Raw genomic sequence first — 16,591 nt, forward strand, 5'->3', positions numbered from 1 at the left:
GTTCTTCAGGACATCATGCCCTGCCCGCCCGGGTGCCCGCCTGATTGTCTGGAACTGCAGAAATCGATGGGAAGGCGGACTCCGATGGACACCAGATCAGGGACCACAGGCAAGCCGAGCGACCTCGGCATCCGCATTCGGGGCCGCCGGCTGGCCCTCGGCCTGAGTACGGCGGAAGTCGCGGAGCGGACCGGCGTGAGCACGGAGCGCATCGAGAACATCGAGACCCGGGCGTTCGCTCTCACCGGCGCGGAGCTCATCCGGTTGTCGCGTGCCCTCGACATCAGCGTCGGCGACCTGACCGGGCCCTATCGGCCCAGAACCCCTCGGCAGTCACCGACCGCGCCCGTACTCGAGCCGATGCGCAAGGAGGAGTGCGTGAAGCTCATCGACGCCGGTGATGTCGGCCGGATCGCGTACAACGGAGCCGACGAGCTCGTGGTCTTCCCGGTCAACTACTGCTACCTCAACGACCTGATCATCTTCCGGACCGCGGCCGACAGCGCGGTCGCGCAGTTCGACCTGGCCCCGATCGCCTTCGAGATCGACTTCACCGACGAGGCCTTGCACGACGGCTGGAGCGTCCTGGTGCACGGCATGGTCCGCCCGGTCACGCGCGAAGAACTCGACGCCGCCCGCGGCCGGGTCGAGCCCTGGGCCGGCGGAACCCGCGAGTCCTACATGGCCATCGAACCGCACCGCATCACTGGCCGCCGCATTCGCTCCTGGTGAGCACCTGCCACCAGCAACGGCAGCTCCTCGGCGCCGCGGCGAGGTCCGGATCGCGGTGCACGCGCTCGCCGAGATCGGCGAGCTGATCGAGTCCGGGCAGTTCTCGCTCCCGGTCGCGCAGACCTTCCCGCTCGGCGAGATCGCGGCGGCGGCGCACCGCGTCAGCGAGGACGGTCACGCGCGCGGGAAGCTCGTCCTGGTGGTCGAACCTCTCAACCCGTCCAGGTGATGCGCATCAGCGACCGTCGCATCTGGTCCTGCGTGAATCACCGATCCAGCTCGTGTTCCCGCAAGCGGGCGCGGGCTTCGTCGAAGTCGTCGCGGGTGAGCTTGCCGGCGGCGAAGCGGCGCTCGAGGATGTCGAGCGGGGACGGGAGGCTGGTGGGCCTCGGACGCGACTGGTGGACCAGCCGGACGGCGACCCACACGGCCGCAGCGGCGACGAGCACCCACAGGATCCCCGCGAACAGGATCCAGCCCATGCCCATACCTGTGCCATAACCCATCTGCATCATCGGTCCTCCTCAGCGCCTCAGGGCCGCCGTCGCGGAGGTGGTGAGCAGCCGGCCGAGCTCGTCGCCCCACTGCCGGGCGCGCTCGATCTCGACCTCGCGGATCGGCCCGGTCGACTCGTCCACGAAGAAGCTCGTCGACGGAGAGATCAGCCGGAACCCCAGCTTCCGCAGCAGCTTCGCGGCCGACCGTGCGGCCGACCCGGGCAGCCGGCGGACCTTGGCGATCCGCGTGTCGAATGTCGCCACCTCGAGGTGCTTCGACCGGCGTCCGGTGCTGGACCGCGTATCGGTCGCCAGGGCGTCGAGCCACTCGCGGATCCCGACCTCGATCGGCATCACCACGTCGTCCTGCTTCCGCGCCTCCTGCCGGGTGGACGGACGGCTCATCGAGAACGCGTGCGTCGGTCCCCCGACGACCAGCAGTCGTACGTCGGCGGGGACCACGGTCGGCGCCCGGTACGCCGGGACGATCTCGGCCGGGACACTCTGCTGCAGCCCGTCACGGATCGCTCGCGCGATCCGCTCGGTGTTTCCGAACATCGACTCGTACACCACGAGCGCACGTACGGTCTCGGACATGATCAAGGCCTCCGATCAGGGTCAGTACGTCGGTACGACGAGCTCGCCGCGCAGGGCGTCGCGCTGCTGCTCCGCGGGCTCGCGCTCGGCCGCGGTCACGTGATGCGGCACGATCGCGACCGGGCAGGTCATCGCGGCCACCGAACGGCGCGCCACCGGGTCGACCGGCAGCGGACCAGTGTGTGAACCGACCACGACCAGGCCCACCTCGCAACTTTCGTGCACCAGTGCGGCAGACGGCTGACGGCTGCTCAGGAACCGCGTCACCTTCACGTCCGGGAACCGGCTCGTCCACGGGGCGAGCGTCTCCGACAGCAGGTGATCCGCCCGGCTGATCCACGAGTGTTCGGGGTCTTCGTCGTTCCAGGCGTGCTCCGCGGGCAGACCCGCGTGCACGACGACCAGGTCGGCCTCCCGGCCGGCGGCGACAGCGAAGGCGAACTCTAGTGCCTCCGACGACAGCGCCGTACCATCGATGCCAACGGCAACCTTCCGGTCCACCAGCGACGGCTTCCACGACGCCGGTACGACGACCACCGGGCAGCCGGCCCGACTCGCCAGCGTCAGACTCGTGTGCGTGTTCATCAGGCGTTGTGGACCACGGCTGCGTGCCCTGCCGACCACCAGCATCCGCGCCTTCCGCGCGGCGTGCGCGAGAACCCGCACCCGCGACCCCTCGCCGGCGACCGCGGCCAGCGCCATCGCGTAGCCGTCCCGATGCCGCACATGCGCGACAGCCGCCCGCAACGCGTCATCCGCGAGCTCGGCCGGCGTCTTCGGCGCATACCCGGGCATCATCGGCGAGAACGAACCGTGTGCCGAATACGGTGCCACCAGCACCAGCTCGGCCCCGCTCCGAAGTGCCTCTGCGGCCGCGTAGTCCACGATCCGCAGATTCTCCGCGGTTCCGTCGACCTCGACCACAATCGGCCCGGTACGTGTCCAAGTACTCATCTCTTCACCTCTCTTGTCACTTCGAGCCTGCGCCGACCTCGGCGGCTCCGACAGGGTCGTGCGGGCCGTCCGCTCCCGCCGGATGGACGGATCTGTGGAGGACCTTCGGCCATCAACTACTCGTCGTCGGTACGACGGCCAGCGGGCACGTCGCGTGGTGGAGCACACCACGGGTCACGGATCCGAGCAGGAAGGACGTCAGCCTGGCGTGGTGGCGGGTGCCGATGACCAGGAGCTGGGCGTCCCATTCGGTTGCCGCCGTGACGACGCCGTCGACCGGGTGGCCGCGGCGGACATCCGCATGGATCGTCAGTCCGGGATACCTCTGCCGCCACTCGGCTGTCACGTTCTCGAAGTGGCGCTCGGCGTTCTCGGTCCATTCGGCCCTGACGCCGGCGACGTTCATCGCGTCCCAGCTGTACATGGCTGGAAGGTCCCAGACATGGACCAGCCGCACGGCCAGGCCACGCTCGGTCGCTTCCTCGATGGCGAACTCGATGATCGCCGGGTTGTTGTCGGAGTCGTCGACCGCGACCAGCACCGGACCGGAGTGGTCGCCGGGCTTCCAGTGCTCGGGCACGATCACGACCGGGACCTGCGCGGTGGCCGCGACCACCTCCGAGGTGGAGCCGACCAGCAGTCGCTGGAACGTCCCCATCCCCCGGCGGCCGACCACCAGCATCCGGCTGCCGGCCGCGACTTCGGTCAGCGTCCGGGCCGGTGGCCCGACCACGAGATCAGCCTCGTGGTCGAGCGAGCCGGGGCTCTCGTCCAGGTACTTCTGCACCTCGCCGACGAGCTCCAACGAGGAGTCGTCCACGACGTCCGCTTGCCAGCCCGGTGCATGCCGGGGCCGATCCTCGATCACATGCACCGCCTGGAGAGGCTCGTGCCGGAGCAGCGACTCGAGCAGGGCCCACTCCAGGGCACCGGTGTCACGCCAGGAGCCGTCGACCCCCACGTGGATGACCGGTTTGGCGGTCATTGTGCTCACCGCAGCCACGGGTACCGGCGGACGATGTCGAGCTTGCCCCACCAGCGGCCGAACCCCCACACGTTGCCGGCGGCAACGAGCGCGAGGACGACGAGGGTGATGGCGCCGAGGATGTGATCGTCGAGCACCGGGTTGGTCTGCGGCGGCAGGTTCGCGGACCACATCAGCAGGTACAGCAGCGAGCCGCAGACGGCGGCGATCCGCATTCCGATGCCTAGAGTCAGCGCGAGACCGATTCCGGCCAGGCCGATCATGAACAGCGGAGTGACCCACCAGTCACCGACCAGCGAGTGGTAGAAGTCGCTCATCGGGCCACTGGTGCCCTTGCCCAGGAAGCCGGCGGTCGGGTCGCCACCGTCGATCCAGCCCTTGCCGGACGGGGTGGCGTAGCCGAGGCCGAACACCTTGTCGAGGAACGCCCAGAGGAATTCGAGGCCGAACGCGATCCGGAGGACGGCGAGCGCACGCCCGGCCGCCGTGGTGATGATCGGGTACTGATCGCCGTCGGGTTCCATCGCCGGAGTCGGTAGGTCGCGGCGGTGCGGCGTGGTGGTCATGGTCTGTTCCTCTCACTCGATGCGGACACCTCGATCGTGGATCTCGCCCCCGCCGCCGGTCAGGGCCGTTGTCACCTCACCGCCACCCGCCGAAGGGCCTGTCATCTCGGGACGTATGCCGCTGTGACGCCGCTCGACACCCGCGCACGCTGGGAGCGGAAGGACCAGCTCCGGCTGGGCATTGCCCGCGTGCCGGTGAGAACGGAGTTCAGATGAACGCTGTACTGACCGACGACGAGGTCGGCATCCTGCTGACGGCCGCGGTGCAGGCGCCGTCGATCCACAACACGCAGCCGTGGCGGTTCGAGGTCCACGGGCCGGTGGTCGACGTACTGCTCGACGAGGAGCGCACGCTGCCCGCCGCGGATCCTGCCGGTCGCGCCGCGCGGATCGGCATCGGAGCGGCGGTGTTCAACCTCCGGGTGGCGGCCGCGATGCTCGGCCACGAGTCCCGCGTGGCGGCGAACCCGGATCCGCAGTACCCGGAGATCGCCGCCCGCATCTTCCTCGCCGACCGCGAGACTCGGGTGCCCGGCCTCAGCAGTCTGTACGGCGAGATCCGTCGCAGGCACACGTATCGCGGTCCGCTCCTGGAGCACGCAGTCTCACCGAAGGTGCTGCGGAAGCTCGACGGGGCGGCGCGGGCCGAACGTGCTCAGCTGCACTGGCTCGGCCCGAGCGAGCTGACACAGCTCGGCACCATCGTTCGGCGCACCGACGCCGACGACCTGCACGACGAGGATCGGCTGCACGAACGTCAGCGCTGGATCGGCGGAGACCGATCGGGCGACGGGATCCAGGACAGCGCGCTCGGTCCGCTCCCCACCCGCCCGGGCTTCGTCCGCGACCTGTCCGCCGGCTTCGACAGCAGTCATCGCAGCCAGGCCGTCTACGAGAGCCACCCGTCCATCGCCGTGCTCAGCACCCGGAACGAGGACACCGCCGCCTGGGTGCGCGCCGGCCACGCTTTGCAGCGGGTCCTGCTCGTGGCCACGTCGTACGACCTCACCGCTTCGTTCCTCAATCAAGTGCTCGAGCGCACCGCCCCGCGGCTCCAGGTCCGGGACCTGATCGGCGACTGCTTCTGGCCGCAGATGGTGATCCGGATCGGCTACCCCGCGCAGTCCAACGGCGGCACGTTCCGCCGGAACTGGCGCGATTCCTTCGACCAATGGTTCTGAGAACACAGGAGGCCAACACTATGTCGTCACAACCCGCTCCGATCGTCGTCGGCTACGACGGCTCGCCGAGCAGCCAGAGCGCTCTGCGCTGGGCCGTCGCCGAAGCCGTCCGCGAGCTGGCTCCGCTCCGGATCCTGGAGGCGTTCGAGCTCATCGTCACCGTGCGTCCCTCGCCGGGTCACGTAGTTCCGCTCGACGCCTTGCGAACGGCGCGTCAGAAGGGGCTCGACTCGGTTGCCGAAAGCGTCCGTCTGCAGCACCCCGAACTGCAGGTCGAAACGAGCCTCGTCGGCGGAGCCGCAGTACCAGCCCTGCTCGAGGGGGCCGAACACGCCCGCCTCGTTGTCCTCGGCTCGCGCGGCCTCGGCGGCTGGAGCGGACTGCTGGTCGGGTCTGTCGCGGTCCAGGTGACCACGCACGCTCCGTGCCCGGTCATCGTGATCCCGCACGACCTGCGCGCGCACGCCCACGAGGGGCCGACCGTGGTCGTCGGAGTCGACGGATCCAAGGCGTCGGCCAAGGCGATCGACTTCGCCTTCGACCAGGCCGAGGCCTTAGGCGCTCAGATCGTCGCGCTGCACGCCTGGACCACGTCGTTGCTGAACTACGCCGACGGGGCTTCGATGCTTGCGTTCGACGCGCAGAAGATCGAGGAGGAAGCCCGGCTGCTCGTCGCCGAGTCCGTGGCCGGGGCGGCGGCGGATCATCCGGATGTGCAGTGGCGGACCGAACTCGTGAGCGGATCGGCGGCCCAGGCGCTCGTTCGCCGGGCGAACTCGGCCGACCTGGTGGTCGTCGGCTCGCGCGGCCGGGGCGGCTTCACCGGTCTGCTCATCGGCTCGGTCGGCCAGAGCGTCCTGCACCACGCCCAGTCCCCCGTCGCCATCGTCCGCTGACGCCATGTCCAGCTCCGCACCGCAGCCACGGATACTCGCCGAGCAGGCGACAGCCGTCCGGCGCACGGTCCTCGTCCCGGCGCAGTTGACCGACTTCGTGCCCCGGGCCTGTGCGGAGGTCGCGACGTACCTGTTTCGCCGCGGCATCCCACCGTCCGGATACCCGTTCGCCCGCGGCCACCGGGTGCACGACGATCTCATCGAGGTAGAGGCCGGCTTCCCGGTGGCGGCTCCGATCGCGGGCTCCGGCCTGGTCCGTCCGTCCACTCTGCCGGCCGGCCCGGCAGTCGTCGAGAAGTACAAGGGGGCGCACGAGAAGATCGGCCCGGCGCGCCAAGCCATCGACGACTGGCTGCAGCTCGAGGGCGCCGACCGCGACGGAGACAGCTGGGAGATCTACCACGACCTGCCCACCTGTGACGATCTGGGCGGTCGCATCGAGGTCGTCCAGCCGATCACCTTCTCGGCTGCTGACGTCTGACCCCCGAACGGCAACAACCGCGGTCCGCGACGCCAGGTCGCGGACCGCGGCTGTTGTGCTGTTACTCGACTCCGGCTTCGCTGAACAGTGCGACCTTCAGGGCACCGGTCACCGCCGGCCGCGAGAAGACGTCGTACGCGTCCTGCATCTCGTCGAGGCCGAACCGGTGCGTGATCAGCTCGGGCAGTTCCAGCCGGCCCGCCGCGAGCATGGACAGCAACCGCGGCGTCGACGACGTGTCCACCAGGCCGGTCGTGATGGTGACGTTCTTGATCCAGAGATCCTCCAGGTGAAGGGTCGCCGGCGCACCGTGCACACCGACGTTCGCGACCGTCCCGCCGGCCCGGACGACCCGGGTGCACAGCTCGAAGGTGTCCGGGATCCCGACCGCCTCGATCGCGACGTCGGCACCGAGTCCACCGGTGAGCTCACGAACCGTCTTCTCCACGTCGTCGTCCGGGTCGAGCGCGAGATCCGCGCCCCGCTCGAGCGCGGCCTTGCGCCGCGAGTCGGCGGCGTCGACCACGATGATCCGCGACGGGCTGAACAGCTTGCTGGTGGCGATCGCCGCGAGGCCGATCGGCCCGGCTCCCACGATCACGACCGTGTCACCCGGCGAGACCTTGCCGTTGAGTACGCCGACCTCGAACGACGTCGGCAGGATGTCGGCCAGCAGCACCGCCGCCTCGTCACTGACGTTGTCCGGCAGCTTGTACACCGACCGATCGGCGAACGGAACCCGGACCTGCTCGGCCTGGGTGCCGTCGATCAGGTGACCGAGAATCCAGCCGCCACCACCGAGGCACTGACCGTAGTGACCCTGCCGGCAGTACTCGCACCGGCCGCAGGACGTGATGCAGGAGATCAGCACCCGGTCACCGATCGCCACGCCACGGACGCCGCTGCCGACAGCGGTGATCGTGCCGACCGCCTCGTGACCGAGGATCCGGCCCGGCTCGACCGTCGGCACATCACCCTTCAGGATGTGCAGATCGGTGCCGCAGATGGTGACCGCGTCGACGCGGACGATCGCGTCCTCGGGATCCTGGATCACCGGATCCGGCACCTCGCGCCAGCTCCGCTGCCCTGGACCGTTGTAGACCAATGCCTTCATCACAGACCTCCCTAGACGAGACTTTCCACTCTCGACAATGGCCCTCCGCACCGGTCCTGACTGCGGCCGAACTACACCTGCAGGCGGGACCTTCGGCCCTCCCTCCAGCGCCCGCGCACGGCTTGACTGGAACTGCAGGAGTACGAACCGAGAGGTGTCCCATGTCAGCGGAACAGCCTGTACTGGTCGGGATCGACGGATCACGCGACGGCCTGATCGCGCTCGGCTGGGCGGCGGCGTACGCCACCCTGCGGCAGGCGCGGTTGCACGCCGTCTACGTCCTGGACGATCAGCCGCAGCTCCCCACGAGCACACGGCCGACCGGACCGGACGACGGCAGCGAGGTGCTGGAAGACGCCCTCCAGGAGCTCGAGCGGATCGGATTCACGACCGGGTCACTGGAAGTGCGCCACGGCCACCCGGCCAAGATCCTCCTCGAGCTGTCCGAGCGTGCCCAGGCCCTCGTCGTCGGCCGCCGCGGCATGGGCGGCTTCGCGGAGCTCGTGCTCGGATCGACATCCCAGGCGTGTACGGCGCTCAGCACCAAGGTGCCGCTGGTCGTCGTACCCGACACCTGGGATCCGGCGGCGCCCGCACACCGGCGGATCGTGGTCGGCGTCGACGGATCACTGGAAGGCCAGGACGCGCTGCGCTTCGGCTTCGAGCTGGCCGACGCGACGAACGCCGAACTCGTCGGTGTCCACGCTGTCGAGATCCGCGAGAGCTACCCCGATCCCAGTGTCTGGACCGACCCGAGCCGGCCGACCTGGGCCGACGCAACCGACGAACTCCTGGCCCGGAAGCTGGACGACTGGCAAGCCAAGTACCCCGAGGTCGTTGTCGACCATCGTGCCGTCGCCGATCATCCGGTGCGGGTGCTCGCGCACGAGTCCGAGCTCGCCGACCTGGTGGTGGTCGGAGGGCTCGGCCACACCGCGTTCTCCGAGCTGCGGCTGGGATCCGTGGCCCGCGGCCTGCTCCACCACTCGCACTGCCCGGTCGCCGTCATCCATCACAGCTGAGGATTCGTTGCCATGACACTCAATGGGGACATCGTCATCAAAGCCCGGCGACTGACCAAGCGGTTCGGCCGCCGGACCGCGCTCGACGGGCTCGACCTGGACGTCCCGGCCGGCGTCATCCTCGGCTATCTCGGGCCGAACGGCGCCGGCAAGACCACCACGATCCGCCTGCTCGCCGGGTTGATCCGCCCGACGTCCGGCTCCGCGGTCGTCTTCGGGTTCGACGCCAACGACCAGTACGACGTCATCCAGCGGCGGATCGGCTACCTGCCCGGCGATTTCGTCGCCTACCCGGACCTGACCGGCGCGCAGTACCTGGACTACTTCGCCCATCTGTACGGCGGTGTGGACCGGGACCGGATCGAACTGCTGGCCAAGCGATTCGACCTCGACCTGAGTGTCCGGATCGGTATGTTGTCCCGCGGCAACCGGCAGAAGGTCGGCATCGTCCAGGCGTTCATGCACGAGCCCGACCTGCTGATCCTGGATGAGCCCACGACCGGACTCGACCCGCTCATGCAGCGCGAGTTCCGCGACCTGCTCCGGGAGACCCGGGGCGCCGGCCGGACCGTCTTCCTCTCCTCGCACGTCCTGTCCGAGATCGACGCCGTCGCCGACACTGTCGCGATCCTGCGAGCCGGCCGGCTGGTGACGACGCAGTCCGTCCAAGCATTGCGGGACAAGGCCCGCCGCCGCCTCGATCTCACCTTCGCCGCTACCCCGCCGGCGGACCGCATCCACGCCGTACCAGGTGTGCAGGAGCTCACGATCGACGGCCGCACCGCGCATGTCGTCGTCACCGGATCGACCGCGGAGCTGATCAGGTCGGTCGGGCCGTACGAGGTGACCAACGTCGTCAGCCATGAGGCCGACCTGGAGGCCGCGTTCCTCGACTACTACACCGGGCGGGAGTGAGCGCCATGTTCCGCAACGTCTTCCTGAAGTCGATGTACGACGCCCGCCGCGGCCTGATCGGCTGGTCGATCGCGATCGTGGCACTCGTGCTGCTCGAGAGCGCCCTGTGGCCGTCGGTCCGGGACATGCCGAACCTGACCGAGCTGTACCAGTCGTTCCCGGAGGAACTGCGCAAGTTCTTCGACCTCGACGCGATGACCACGGGCGCCGGTTTCCTCAACGCCGAGTTGTTCACGCTGATGCTGCCCGGGCTCTTCCTGGTCTACGGCATCGGCCACGGCGCCCGTGCCCTGGCCGGCGAAGAGGAACGCGGGACCCTCGAGCTGCTGCTGGTCACGCCCGTGTCCGGCTTCCGGATCGTTGTGGACAAGGCGCTCGCGCTGGCGCTGTCGATCGCCGTCCTCGGGTTCGCGCTGTTCGTCGCCACCACGCTCGGCAGCCTGATCTTCGGCCTTGGCATCAGCGTTCCAGCCGCCGCGAGTGGCGCGCTCGCGATGACGTTGCTCGGCGTGGAGTACGGCGTACTGGCCCTGGCCGCCGGCGCGCTCACCGGACGCCGCTCCGCCGCGATCGGGATCGCCGCGGCCGCCGCCACCGCCGCGTACGTCGTCTACGCCGTCGGACTCATCCTGCCGCGCTTCGAGTCCTGGCAGCCCTACTCCCCCATCCACCAGGCGTTCAACGGTGGACCGCTCGGTGCCGGCCTCCAACTCAGCTACCTCTGGCTGCTGGCCGGCTCGGCCTTCCTCGTCGCGATCGCGCTGCCCGCCCTCGACGGCCGCGACATCTCGACCGCCCACGGCGGCTGAGCCATGCCCACGCTCGGCCGCCGCGACCTCGTGGCCTCGACCCTGATCGCCGTACTGGTGGTGCTCTACCTGCTGTTCCTTGCCTCCAGCAACTTCATCACCGCTCGTGGAATGACCTGCGTGACACTCCTGCTGAGCGGAGTGATCATCATCCTCTGCTCCGACGGGGAGCGTCCGGACGCCGTCAGCTGGCAGTCCACCATCCTCGCTGTCGCCGCAGTCGCCGCCGCAACCCTGAACCTTGCCCTGTCTCCATCCACTCTGCTCCTGACCATCGCCATCGCCACAACCCTCGCGTTGTGCTCCGCCCAGCTCGCCGAACACCTCACCTTCACATCAGCAGCATCTCGGGAGGCACACGATGACATCGACGCCGGTAACACGAATTCCGCTGCCGGTACAGCCCGGTGACGAGATGGTCCAGCTCGCCCGGTTCCATCGCAATGTGCGCTGGACCGGCACCATCCAGGCCGGCGGCATGGGCCCGGAGAGTCCTGCCATGACCGCGACCGGTGAAGGCCGCCATCACACCATCCAGAACGGACTGTGGATCGTCGGCGACTACCGGCAGGACCAGTTCCTCACCGAAGGGACCTTCGTCCTCCACTGGCAGCTGCACTGGGTCGCAGGCTGGGATCCACAGGCGGGCGAGTACCGCGCCTCGGTCGCCGACAACTACGGCCACCTGGAGATCCTGTCCGGCCGGATCAACGGCGACCTGCTCACCTTCGAGAGCATCGGGCGCCCACCCGTCCGCCTCCGCCTCTCCTGGCATCTCGTCGACGACCACACGATGATCTGGCGCAACGAAGTCTCCGTCCAGGGCGGCCCCTTCAACCTCATCGAGAGGTACCTCTGCACCACCACCAAGTGAGCACGACCGGCGCGGTCAGGAGCCCTGGGCCCACCCGCTCCAGCTCGCCTTCGCGCCGGAGTCGCCGATTCTGACGACGTCGTAGACCGCCGCGGCCGAGACGACGACGGCGGCCACGGTCACGACCGCGGTCACAGCGCTCGAGGCTGGTGCGAGATAGGCGCGCTTCGCCGGGGTCGCGCCGCGGCCTTCCCGTTGCCGCCACCAGACGATCAGTGCCAGTACGGCGACTCCGATGGCCGCATAGATTGCGGTGTCGCCGAGTTCGGCGTGCTGGTGGATGAGCGCGTTGGGCGCCAAACGGTGCTCGAGGAACTCTCCCGCGCTGGTCGTGATCGGCACCAGTACGACGACCAACAGCGCCAGGATCGCGTTCGGACCGGCCAATCGGCGCCTGGCTGCCGGCCAGATCGCGGTCAGTGCGAGCAACGCTGCCGACAACGGCAGGAGCACGACGATGGCGTGGACGAGGAGCACATGGGCAGGGAGACCATTGACTGTCTGCATCAGGTTCCTTCGGATCGTGCTGATCTGGAGTCGCCACGCTGGCAGACCGTTCTTGGTGTTTTCTTGGAGGACTTCAGCCCTGCAGGTGGGCCGCGTCCAGGGCGGACTGCAGCGAGCGCCGGTATCCGTCCGAGGTGAAGGTCGCGCCCGACACGGTGTCGATCTGCGCGCTCTGGGCCGCGATCGCCTCGTGCTCGAGCTGCGGCAGCGCGTACGCGCTGATCTCCTGGTCGCGCCCTCCCGACGACGGATAGACGAGTGCGGTCACAGCGACCAGGCGGCGCGAACGGATCGTCACGCGGACCTGCACCGGACCGTACCGGGTGCCCTCCGAGCTGCCGTTCACCGTCAGGACGCCGGTCGCCGGTCCCGTGCTGACGACCCCGGGCTTGACCGCGGCGGAGGTCGGCGAGTCGGTCCGATTCGTGCTCGTCGGGTAGAGGAACAGCAGACCGAGCAGTACGCCGGTCGCCCCGACGACCGCCGCGTTGCGTCGCAGCCGCTCCGAGTGGGTCCTCATCACGCACCGGCTCGATGTGCCGCGTCGAGCGCCGACTGCAGCGACTGCCGGTATCCCTCGGAGGTGAAGGTCGCCCCGGACACGGTGTCGATCCGCGCGCTCTGCGCGGCAAGGGTCTCCTGGACCAGTTGTGGGATCGCGTAGCTGTTGATCGAGTCCGTCTGGCCGTCCCCGCTCGGCCGGGCGAGTGCACGGGCCCGGGTGATCTGCCCGCTCCGCATCGTGATCTCGACCTGTACCGGTCCGTACTGCGTCTGGACCAGATCACCGGCGACGGTCACAGCCGAGGCCTTCGAAGGACTCGGGCGTGTCGGCGACGCGCTCGGGCGCGGCGTGGCGGAGCTCGGGCGTGTCGCGGGAGGGCTTGGGCGATCCGAGTCGTCGTCGGTGGGACTCGGGCGGCTCGGCGGCGCCGTCCGGGTGCCGGACCGATTGGGAGGCAGCGGTGTCGGACGAGTCGGCGCGTGCCGGGACCGCCCGGCCGGAGCGGACGACACCACCGCGGCCGACGAGTGCGGCTGGGCGCTCGCCCGCAGTGCGACGCCGACGACCACCAGGGTCGCGGCCGACATGACCAGTTTGATCCCGCGCCTCACGCACGTACTCCTCTCACCATGAGAACCGCTCCTGATGCAGCTGGTTCGGCGGCAGGCCGATTCCGGTGGCCGCCGCGCACACCGCGTCCATCCACAGGTCAGGGCCGCAGACGTAGACGTCGTACTGGCTGATGCCGGGGACGAGCTGCTGCATGGCGTCCTCGTCGGTCCACGCCGCGGCGCTCTCCGGCAGCCAGGACTTCCGGTTCCGGATCCGCCGGCCGAGGACGTAGTGCATCGCGATCCCGCGGCGGTGGGCCAGCTGCTCGAGCTCGTCGCGGAACACCAGGTCGTCGAGATCGTGCGCGCGATACACCAGGACGGCGTCGCCCGGTTCGTACGCGAGCTCCTCCAGCAAGGCCCGCAGCGGTGTGATGCCGATGCCGCAGGCGAACATCGCGACCTTGTGGGTGACCCGCCGCTCGCCGGTCAGCCGCCCGTACGGGCCTTCGATCGCGACCTTGGTGCCCGGCCGCAACCCGGCCAGCCGGCTGCTCCCGTCACCGGCCGCCTTGGCAGTCACCCGCAGGCGGTCCGGCGCGGGCGAGGCCGACAGCGAGTACGGATTGCCGCGCGACCATCCCGGGCCGTCGAGGAACCGGAAGACGAAGTACTGACCGGCCTGGACCGGCATCCGGTGCAGGCCACGACCGGCCAGTAGAACTGTCACCACGCCGGGACCCTCGCGGACGACCTCGCGGACCGTGAGCCCGTGCCGGAGCGTCCGCCAGACCGGCAAGGCGACGCGGTAGACCAGGATCGCGGCGAGTGCGACGGCGTACGCGGACCACCAGTACACCCGCGCCAACGCCGAGGTCGTGAAGTCCGCGCCGGTCCAGATCTCGTGCGGCACCGACAGGCCCACCCCGACGTACGCGTACAGGTGCAGCAAATGCCACGACTCGTAGCGCAAGGCCCGGCGAGCCACCCGGACCGAGGTGACGACGACGAGCGTCAGCGCGATACTTCCCGCGACCGCGAGGAGCATCCCGCCGTACGTCGTGACGACGTTCCACGTCTCGCGCAGCAGATTGTTGTGGTCCCGGAGCGTGTATCCCCCGAGGATCAAGGCGACGTGGACCATCAGCAGGTTGAAGGACCAGAAGCCGACCAGCCGGTGCCTGCGGGCCAACTCGTCCTGGCCGTAGCTGCGCTCGATCATAGGCACCCGGGCCATCAGGAACACCTGCACCAGCAACAGGTCCGCGGCCACCAGGCCGGACAGCCGACCGAGCGACGTCAGCAGATCCGCCGGCCCGGCCGCGAGCAGCTGAGCGCCTCGCCCCGACAACCACAGGGCGACCACGACCAGCACACTGGCCCAGCACAGGACGCCGACGGCGTCGCGCCACCAGGCCGGCGTACGGGGAGACCTCCGCCGGACATGCGCGATGCGACGCCGGCTCATCGCCGGGACAACACCGCCGTTGGTCATACTCCGACGATGCCCGCTGAATCTTAGTCCTTCCTTTGCCCAGGATCCTCGATCGCGGGCAGGACCAGCTCGAACGTCGCGCCGACCTCGCTCGGCGCCAGCCGGAGCTGGCCGCCATGCCGGTTCGCGACATCGTGGCTGAGCGCGAGGCCGAGTCCGTAATGCGCCCGGCCCGCACGATGACCGCCCGTGTCGAACCGGCGCAGCACCCGTTGTGCCTCCTCCGGCCCGATCCCGGTACCGGTGTCGCTGACGGACAGGATCACGTCCCGCCGATGCCGCCGTACGGCGATCCGCACTTCGCCGTCGGCCGGTGTGTGGTCGATCGCGTTGTCGACCAGCGCGATGGTCGCGCGGCGGATCGCGCTGGCCGCGCCGAGGACCAGCAGGTTGCCCTCGTCCGCATGCCACCGCAGCCAGACGCCGGCCTGCTCGGCATGGGCTCCCGCGCTGTCCGCGACCTCCGCCGCGATCTGGGCGAGATCGACCGGTTCGTGGCCCTCGGCGCCGCGGGGGTCGGCGGCGGCCAGGAGGTCGTCGACGACCTCGCCGAGCCGCTTCGCGTCCTCGACGACCCCGCCGGAGTCGCGCAGGATCTCGCCACTCGAGCTGTTGCGACGCAGCGTGCGATCGAGCACCTGTGCGCGCGTGCTCAGCAACGTCAGCGGCGTGCGCAGTTCGTGGCCCGCATCGGCCACGAACGCCCGCTGCAGGGTGAGCGCCTGGGCCAGCGGCCGGACTGCGCGACGGCCGATCAGGACGCCCAGCAGCGCGGCGAACAACAGACCGAGCGCCGACGCGAATCCCATCGCCTGGAGCAGGCGGACGCGCTCCTGATGTGCCGTCGCCAGATTGAGCACAGCCTGCACAGGCTCGCCTTTGCGGATGCCGGTGGCGATGCGGTACTCGCCGTCGTCGTTCTCCACTGTAGTCAGCCGAACGCCACGGGTTGCATCGCCGCGCAGCGCGGCCAGCTCGGGGAGCAGCTCGTCCGGCAGCCCCGGCGTGACGGTCGTACCGGCCGCACCGGTGATGGCCAGCCACGTGCCGGCCGGCGGATCGCCGACGTCATCGGCGGTCGCCACGGCGGACCGGAGCAGATCGTCGGCCGAACCCGCCTGACCGCGAACCACGACGACCGTGACCAGGGCGATCAGCAGCAGCATCGCCACGGCGACCAGAGCCGCGACCTGGACGGCAACGCCACGAGCGGCCCTGCGGACGAGGACCTCGTCACCGATCGGCCGCCCGCTCATGTGCTGCCCAACCGGTAGCCGAGGCCCCGCACGGTGCTGATCACTCCGCGCCCGAGCTTGCGCCGGCAGTAGTGGACGTAGGTGTCCACCACGGTCTCGGACTCCGCGTCGTCGAAGACCCGATCGAGAAGCTCGCCGCGACTGAACACGACACCTGGCCGCGCCGCGAGCAGCGCCAGCAACGCCGCCTCGCGTTCGGACAGCTCGACCGTGCCGCCGCCTGCCTGCCGGACCGTGCGGCTGGCGACGTCCAGGGAGCCGCCCGGAACGGCCAGCTGACCGGCGTGGTCGAGGTGGCGGCGCAGCAGGGCCCGGAGCCGCGCCAGCAACTCCGTGAGCTCGAACGGCTTCGCCAGATAGTCCTCGGCGCCGGCGTCCAGGCCTTCGACCCGGTCCTCGGTGCTGTTCCGCGCCGACAGCACCAGGATCGGCGTGACGACGCCGCGGCTGCGCAGCCGGGCGATCAGGTCCAGGCCTTCGACGGCGGGCAGGCCACGGTCGACGATCATCGCATCGAACGACCGCGTCAACGCCAGGTGCAGTCCGGTCTGACCGTCGCCCGCCCGCGTCACGGCGTACCCCTCGTCGGCGAGCACCCGGTCGAGGAGACCGGCCAGATCGGCGTCGTCCTCGATCAACAGGATGCGTTTCATC

The 16,591-nt window shown here is 69.7% G+C and carries 22 protein-coding genes; 10 read left to right on the forward strand and 12 right to left on the reverse strand.

The features are described from left to right. The first annotated feature begins 84 nt into the window (after window positions 1-84). Window positions 85-732, forward strand: a complete 648-nt coding sequence (locus OG558_RS39425) for a helix-turn-helix domain-containing protein (protein ID WP_405067583.1) — start codon at window positions 85-87, stop codon at window positions 730-732. A 49-nt stretch (window positions 733-781) separates the two neighbouring features. Then, window positions 782-961 carry a zinc-binding dehydrogenase gene (locus OG558_RS39430; RefSeq protein WP_405072276.1) on the forward strand — a complete coding sequence of 60 codons (180 nt, stop codon included), beginning with the start codon at window positions 782-784 and terminating at the stop codon, window positions 959-961. A 37-nt stretch (window positions 962-998) separates the two neighbouring features. Here the strand turns inward: OG558_RS39430 and OG558_RS39435 are convergent, their stop codons facing one another. The 5 genes from OG558_RS39435 to OG558_RS39455 form a co-directional block, all read right to left on the reverse strand. Further along, window positions 999-1,247, reverse strand: a complete 249-nt coding sequence (locus OG558_RS39435) for a hypothetical protein (protein WP_405067584.1) — start codon at window positions 1,245-1,247, stop codon at window positions 999-1,001. 9 nt (window positions 1,248-1,256) lie between these two features. Beyond that, a complete protein-coding gene (locus tag OG558_RS39440) occupies window positions 1,257-1,826 on the reverse strand; it encodes a flavodoxin family protein (protein ID WP_405067585.1) in 570 nt (189 codons plus the stop codon). A 21-nt stretch (window positions 1,827-1,847) separates the two neighbouring features. Beyond that, the gene (locus tag OG558_RS39445; RefSeq protein WP_405067586.1) at window positions 1,848-2,780 is read right to left on the reverse strand and encodes a universal stress protein; all 933 of its coding nucleotides are present in this window, start codon (window positions 2,778-2,780) and stop codon (window positions 1,848-1,850) included. A gap of 112 nt (window positions 2,781-2,892) precedes the next feature. Further along, complete coding sequence (locus OG558_RS39450) at window positions 2,893-3,765, reverse strand: universal stress protein (protein WP_405067587.1); 873 nt, start codon at window positions 3,763-3,765, stop codon at window positions 2,893-2,895. A gap of 5 nt (window positions 3,766-3,770) precedes the next feature. Further along, window positions 3,771-4,331: a hypothetical protein gene (locus OG558_RS39455; protein WP_329478780.1), complete on the reverse strand. Its 561-nt coding sequence runs from the start codon at window positions 4,329-4,331 to the stop codon at window positions 3,771-3,773. Between the two features lie 212 nt (window positions 4,332-4,543). Between OG558_RS39455 and OG558_RS39460 the strand changes: the two genes are divergently transcribed. Genes OG558_RS39460 through OG558_RS39470 form a run of 3 tightly spaced genes read left to right on the forward strand, consistent with a single transcriptional unit; the run spans window position 4,544 to window position 6,889 of the window. Continuing rightward, window positions 4,544-5,512 (forward strand): Acg family FMN-binding oxidoreductase, encoded by a 969-nt coding sequence (locus tag OG558_RS39460; protein ID WP_329478782.1) that lies wholly within the window; start codon window positions 4,544-4,546, stop codon window positions 5,510-5,512. Window positions 5,513-5,532: 20 nt separating this feature from the next. Continuing rightward, window positions 5,533-6,408, forward strand: coding sequence for a universal stress protein (locus tag OG558_RS39465; protein ID WP_329478784.1), 876 nt, complete (start codon window positions 5,533-5,535; stop codon window positions 6,406-6,408). A 4-nt stretch (window positions 6,409-6,412) separates the two neighbouring features. Beyond that, complete coding sequence (locus OG558_RS39470) at window positions 6,413-6,889, forward strand: GyrI-like domain-containing protein (RefSeq protein WP_329478786.1); 477 nt, start codon at window positions 6,413-6,415, stop codon at window positions 6,887-6,889. Window positions 6,890-6,950: 61 nt separating this feature from the next. Here OG558_RS39470 and OG558_RS39475 read toward each other — a convergent pair whose 3' ends face one another. Then, window positions 6,951-8,003, reverse strand: coding sequence for a zinc-dependent alcohol dehydrogenase family protein (locus tag OG558_RS39475; RefSeq protein ID WP_329478788.1), 1,053 nt, complete (start codon window positions 8,001-8,003; stop codon window positions 6,951-6,953). 161 nt (window positions 8,004-8,164) lie between these two features. On the opposite strand from OG558_RS39475, the gene OG558_RS39480 reads away from it, so the two are divergent. From OG558_RS39480 to OG558_RS39500, 5 genes are read left to right on the forward strand one after another with little or no spacing between them, the layout of a single operon-like run. Next, window positions 8,165-9,025, forward strand: a complete 861-nt coding sequence (locus OG558_RS39480) for a universal stress protein (RefSeq protein ID WP_405067588.1) — start codon at window positions 8,165-8,167, stop codon at window positions 9,023-9,025. A 12-nt stretch (window positions 9,026-9,037) separates the two neighbouring features. Next, the gene (locus OG558_RS39485) at window positions 9,038-9,940 is read left to right on the forward strand and encodes an ABC transporter ATP-binding protein (RefSeq protein ID WP_405067589.1); all 903 of its coding nucleotides are present in this window, start codon (window positions 9,038-9,040) and stop codon (window positions 9,938-9,940) included. A 5-nt stretch (window positions 9,941-9,945) separates the two neighbouring features. Continuing rightward, window positions 9,946-10,749 (forward strand): ABC transporter permease subunit, encoded by an 804-nt coding sequence (locus OG558_RS39490; protein ID WP_405067590.1) that lies wholly within the window; start codon window positions 9,946-9,948, stop codon window positions 10,747-10,749. A gap of 3 nt (window positions 10,750-10,752) precedes the next feature. Beyond that, on the forward strand, window positions 10,753-11,160 hold the full coding sequence (locus OG558_RS39495) for a hypothetical protein (RefSeq protein ID WP_405067591.1): 408 nt from the start codon (window positions 10,753-10,755) through the stop codon (window positions 11,158-11,160). A 4-nt stretch (window positions 11,161-11,164) separates the two neighbouring features. Further along, window positions 11,165-11,623 (forward strand): DUF1579 family protein, encoded by a 459-nt coding sequence (locus OG558_RS39500; RefSeq protein WP_405067592.1) that lies wholly within the window; start codon window positions 11,165-11,167, stop codon window positions 11,621-11,623. 15 nt (window positions 11,624-11,638) lie between these two features. Here OG558_RS39500 and OG558_RS39505 read toward each other — a convergent pair whose 3' ends face one another. The 6 genes from OG558_RS39505 to OG558_RS39530 all read right to left on the reverse strand — a co-directional run bounded on the left by OG558_RS39505 (window position 11,639) and on the right by OG558_RS39530 (window position 16,590). Further along, window positions 11,639-12,130 carry a DUF2231 domain-containing protein gene (locus tag OG558_RS39505; RefSeq protein ID WP_405067593.1) on the reverse strand — a complete coding sequence of 164 codons (492 nt, stop codon included), beginning with the start codon at window positions 12,128-12,130 and terminating at the stop codon, window positions 11,639-11,641. A 73-nt stretch (window positions 12,131-12,203) separates the two neighbouring features. Beyond that, window positions 12,204-12,650 (reverse strand): FMN-binding protein, encoded by a 447-nt coding sequence (locus OG558_RS39510; RefSeq protein WP_329478818.1) that lies wholly within the window; start codon window positions 12,648-12,650, stop codon window positions 12,204-12,206. Beyond that, complete coding sequence (locus OG558_RS39515) at window positions 12,650-13,246, reverse strand: FMN-binding protein (RefSeq protein ID WP_405067594.1); 597 nt, start codon at window positions 13,244-13,246, stop codon at window positions 12,650-12,652. Before OG558_RS39515 ends, OG558_RS39510 begins: the two co-directional genes overlap by 1 nt. A gap of 13 nt (window positions 13,247-13,259) precedes the next feature. Next, on the reverse strand, window positions 13,260-14,681 hold the full coding sequence (locus tag OG558_RS39520) for a ferric reductase-like transmembrane domain-containing protein (RefSeq protein WP_405067595.1): 1,422 nt from the start codon (window positions 14,679-14,681) through the stop codon (window positions 13,260-13,262). A 23-nt stretch (window positions 14,682-14,704) separates the two neighbouring features. Next, window positions 14,705-15,937, reverse strand: coding sequence for a sensor histidine kinase (locus OG558_RS39525; RefSeq protein ID WP_405067596.1), 1,233 nt, complete (start codon window positions 15,935-15,937; stop codon window positions 14,705-14,707). Beyond that, complete coding sequence (locus OG558_RS39530) at window positions 15,934-16,590, reverse strand: response regulator transcription factor (protein WP_405067597.1); 657 nt, start codon at window positions 16,588-16,590, stop codon at window positions 15,934-15,936. The genes OG558_RS39525 and OG558_RS39530 overlap by 4 nt, the downstream gene beginning before the upstream one ends. Window position 16,591 lies beyond the last annotated feature (1 nt).

It is taken from the genome of Kribbella sp. NBC_01510, assembly GCF_045040325.1.
Classification (GTDB): Bacteria; Actinomycetota; Actinomycetes; order Propionibacteriales; family Kribbellaceae; genus Kribbella.

What these genes read in the sequence shown, in the direction of transcription:
- OG558_RS39425 (WP_405067583.1), top strand. Translation starts at nt 85, where the DNA reads ATGGACACCAGATCAGGGACCACAGGCAAGCCGAGCGACCTCGGCATC.
- OG558_RS39435 (WP_405067584.1), bottom strand. Translation starts at nt 1,247, where the DNA reads ATGATGCAGATGGGTTATGGCACAGGTATGGGCATGGGCTGGATCCTG.
- OG558_RS39440 (WP_405067585.1), bottom strand. Translation starts at nt 1,826, where the DNA reads ATGTCCGAGACCGTACGTGCGCTCGTGGTGTACGAGTCGATGTTCGGA.
- OG558_RS39445 (WP_405067586.1), bottom strand. Translation starts at nt 2,780, where the DNA reads ATGAGTACTTGGACACGTACCGGGCCGATTGTGGTCGAGGTCGACGGA.
- OG558_RS39450 (WP_405067587.1), bottom strand. Translation starts at nt 3,765, where the DNA reads ATGACCGCCAAACCGGTCATCCACGTGGGGGTCGACGGCTCCTGGCGT.
- OG558_RS39455 (WP_329478780.1), bottom strand. Translation starts at nt 4,331, where the DNA reads ATGACCACCACGCCGCACCGCCGCGACCTACCGACTCCGGCGATGGAA.
- OG558_RS39460 (WP_329478782.1), top strand. Translation starts at nt 4,544, where the DNA reads ATGAACGCTGTACTGACCGACGACGAGGTCGGCATCCTGCTGACGGCC.
- OG558_RS39465 (WP_329478784.1), top strand. Translation starts at nt 5,533, where the DNA reads ATGTCGTCACAACCCGCTCCGATCGTCGTCGGCTACGACGGCTCGCCG.
- OG558_RS39470 (WP_329478786.1), top strand. Translation starts at nt 6,413, where the DNA reads ATGTCCAGCTCCGCACCGCAGCCACGGATACTCGCCGAGCAGGCGACA.
- OG558_RS39475 (WP_329478788.1), bottom strand. Translation starts at nt 8,003, where the DNA reads ATGAAGGCATTGGTCTACAACGGTCCAGGGCAGCGGAGCTGGCGCGAG.
- OG558_RS39480 (WP_405067588.1), top strand. Translation starts at nt 8,165, where the DNA reads ATGTCAGCGGAACAGCCTGTACTGGTCGGGATCGACGGATCACGCGAC.
- OG558_RS39485 (WP_405067589.1), top strand. Translation starts at nt 9,038, where the DNA reads ATGACACTCAATGGGGACATCGTCATCAAAGCCCGGCGACTGACCAAG.
- OG558_RS39490 (WP_405067590.1), top strand. Translation starts at nt 9,946, where the DNA reads ATGTTCCGCAACGTCTTCCTGAAGTCGATGTACGACGCCCGCCGCGGC.
- OG558_RS39495 (WP_405067591.1), top strand. Translation starts at nt 10,753, where the DNA reads ATGCCCACGCTCGGCCGCCGCGACCTCGTGGCCTCGACCCTGATCGCC.
- OG558_RS39500 (WP_405067592.1), top strand. Translation starts at nt 11,165, where the DNA reads ATGGTCCAGCTCGCCCGGTTCCATCGCAATGTGCGCTGGACCGGCACC.
- OG558_RS39505 (WP_405067593.1), bottom strand. Translation starts at nt 12,130, where the DNA reads ATGCAGACAGTCAATGGTCTCCCTGCCCATGTGCTCCTCGTCCACGCC.
- OG558_RS39510 (WP_329478818.1), bottom strand. Translation starts at nt 12,650, where the DNA reads ATGAGGACCCACTCGGAGCGGCTGCGACGCAACGCGGCGGTCGTCGGG.
- OG558_RS39520 (WP_405067595.1), bottom strand. Translation starts at nt 14,681, where the DNA reads ATGACCAACGGCGGTGTTGTCCCGGCGATGAGCCGGCGTCGCATCGCG.
- OG558_RS39525 (WP_405067596.1), bottom strand. Translation starts at nt 15,937, where the DNA reads ATGAGCGGGCGGCCGATCGGTGACGAGGTCCTCGTCCGCAGGGCCGCT.
- OG558_RS39530 (WP_405067597.1), bottom strand. Translation starts at nt 16,590, where the DNA reads ATGAAACGCATCCTGTTGATCGAGGACGACGCCGATCTGGCCGGTCTC.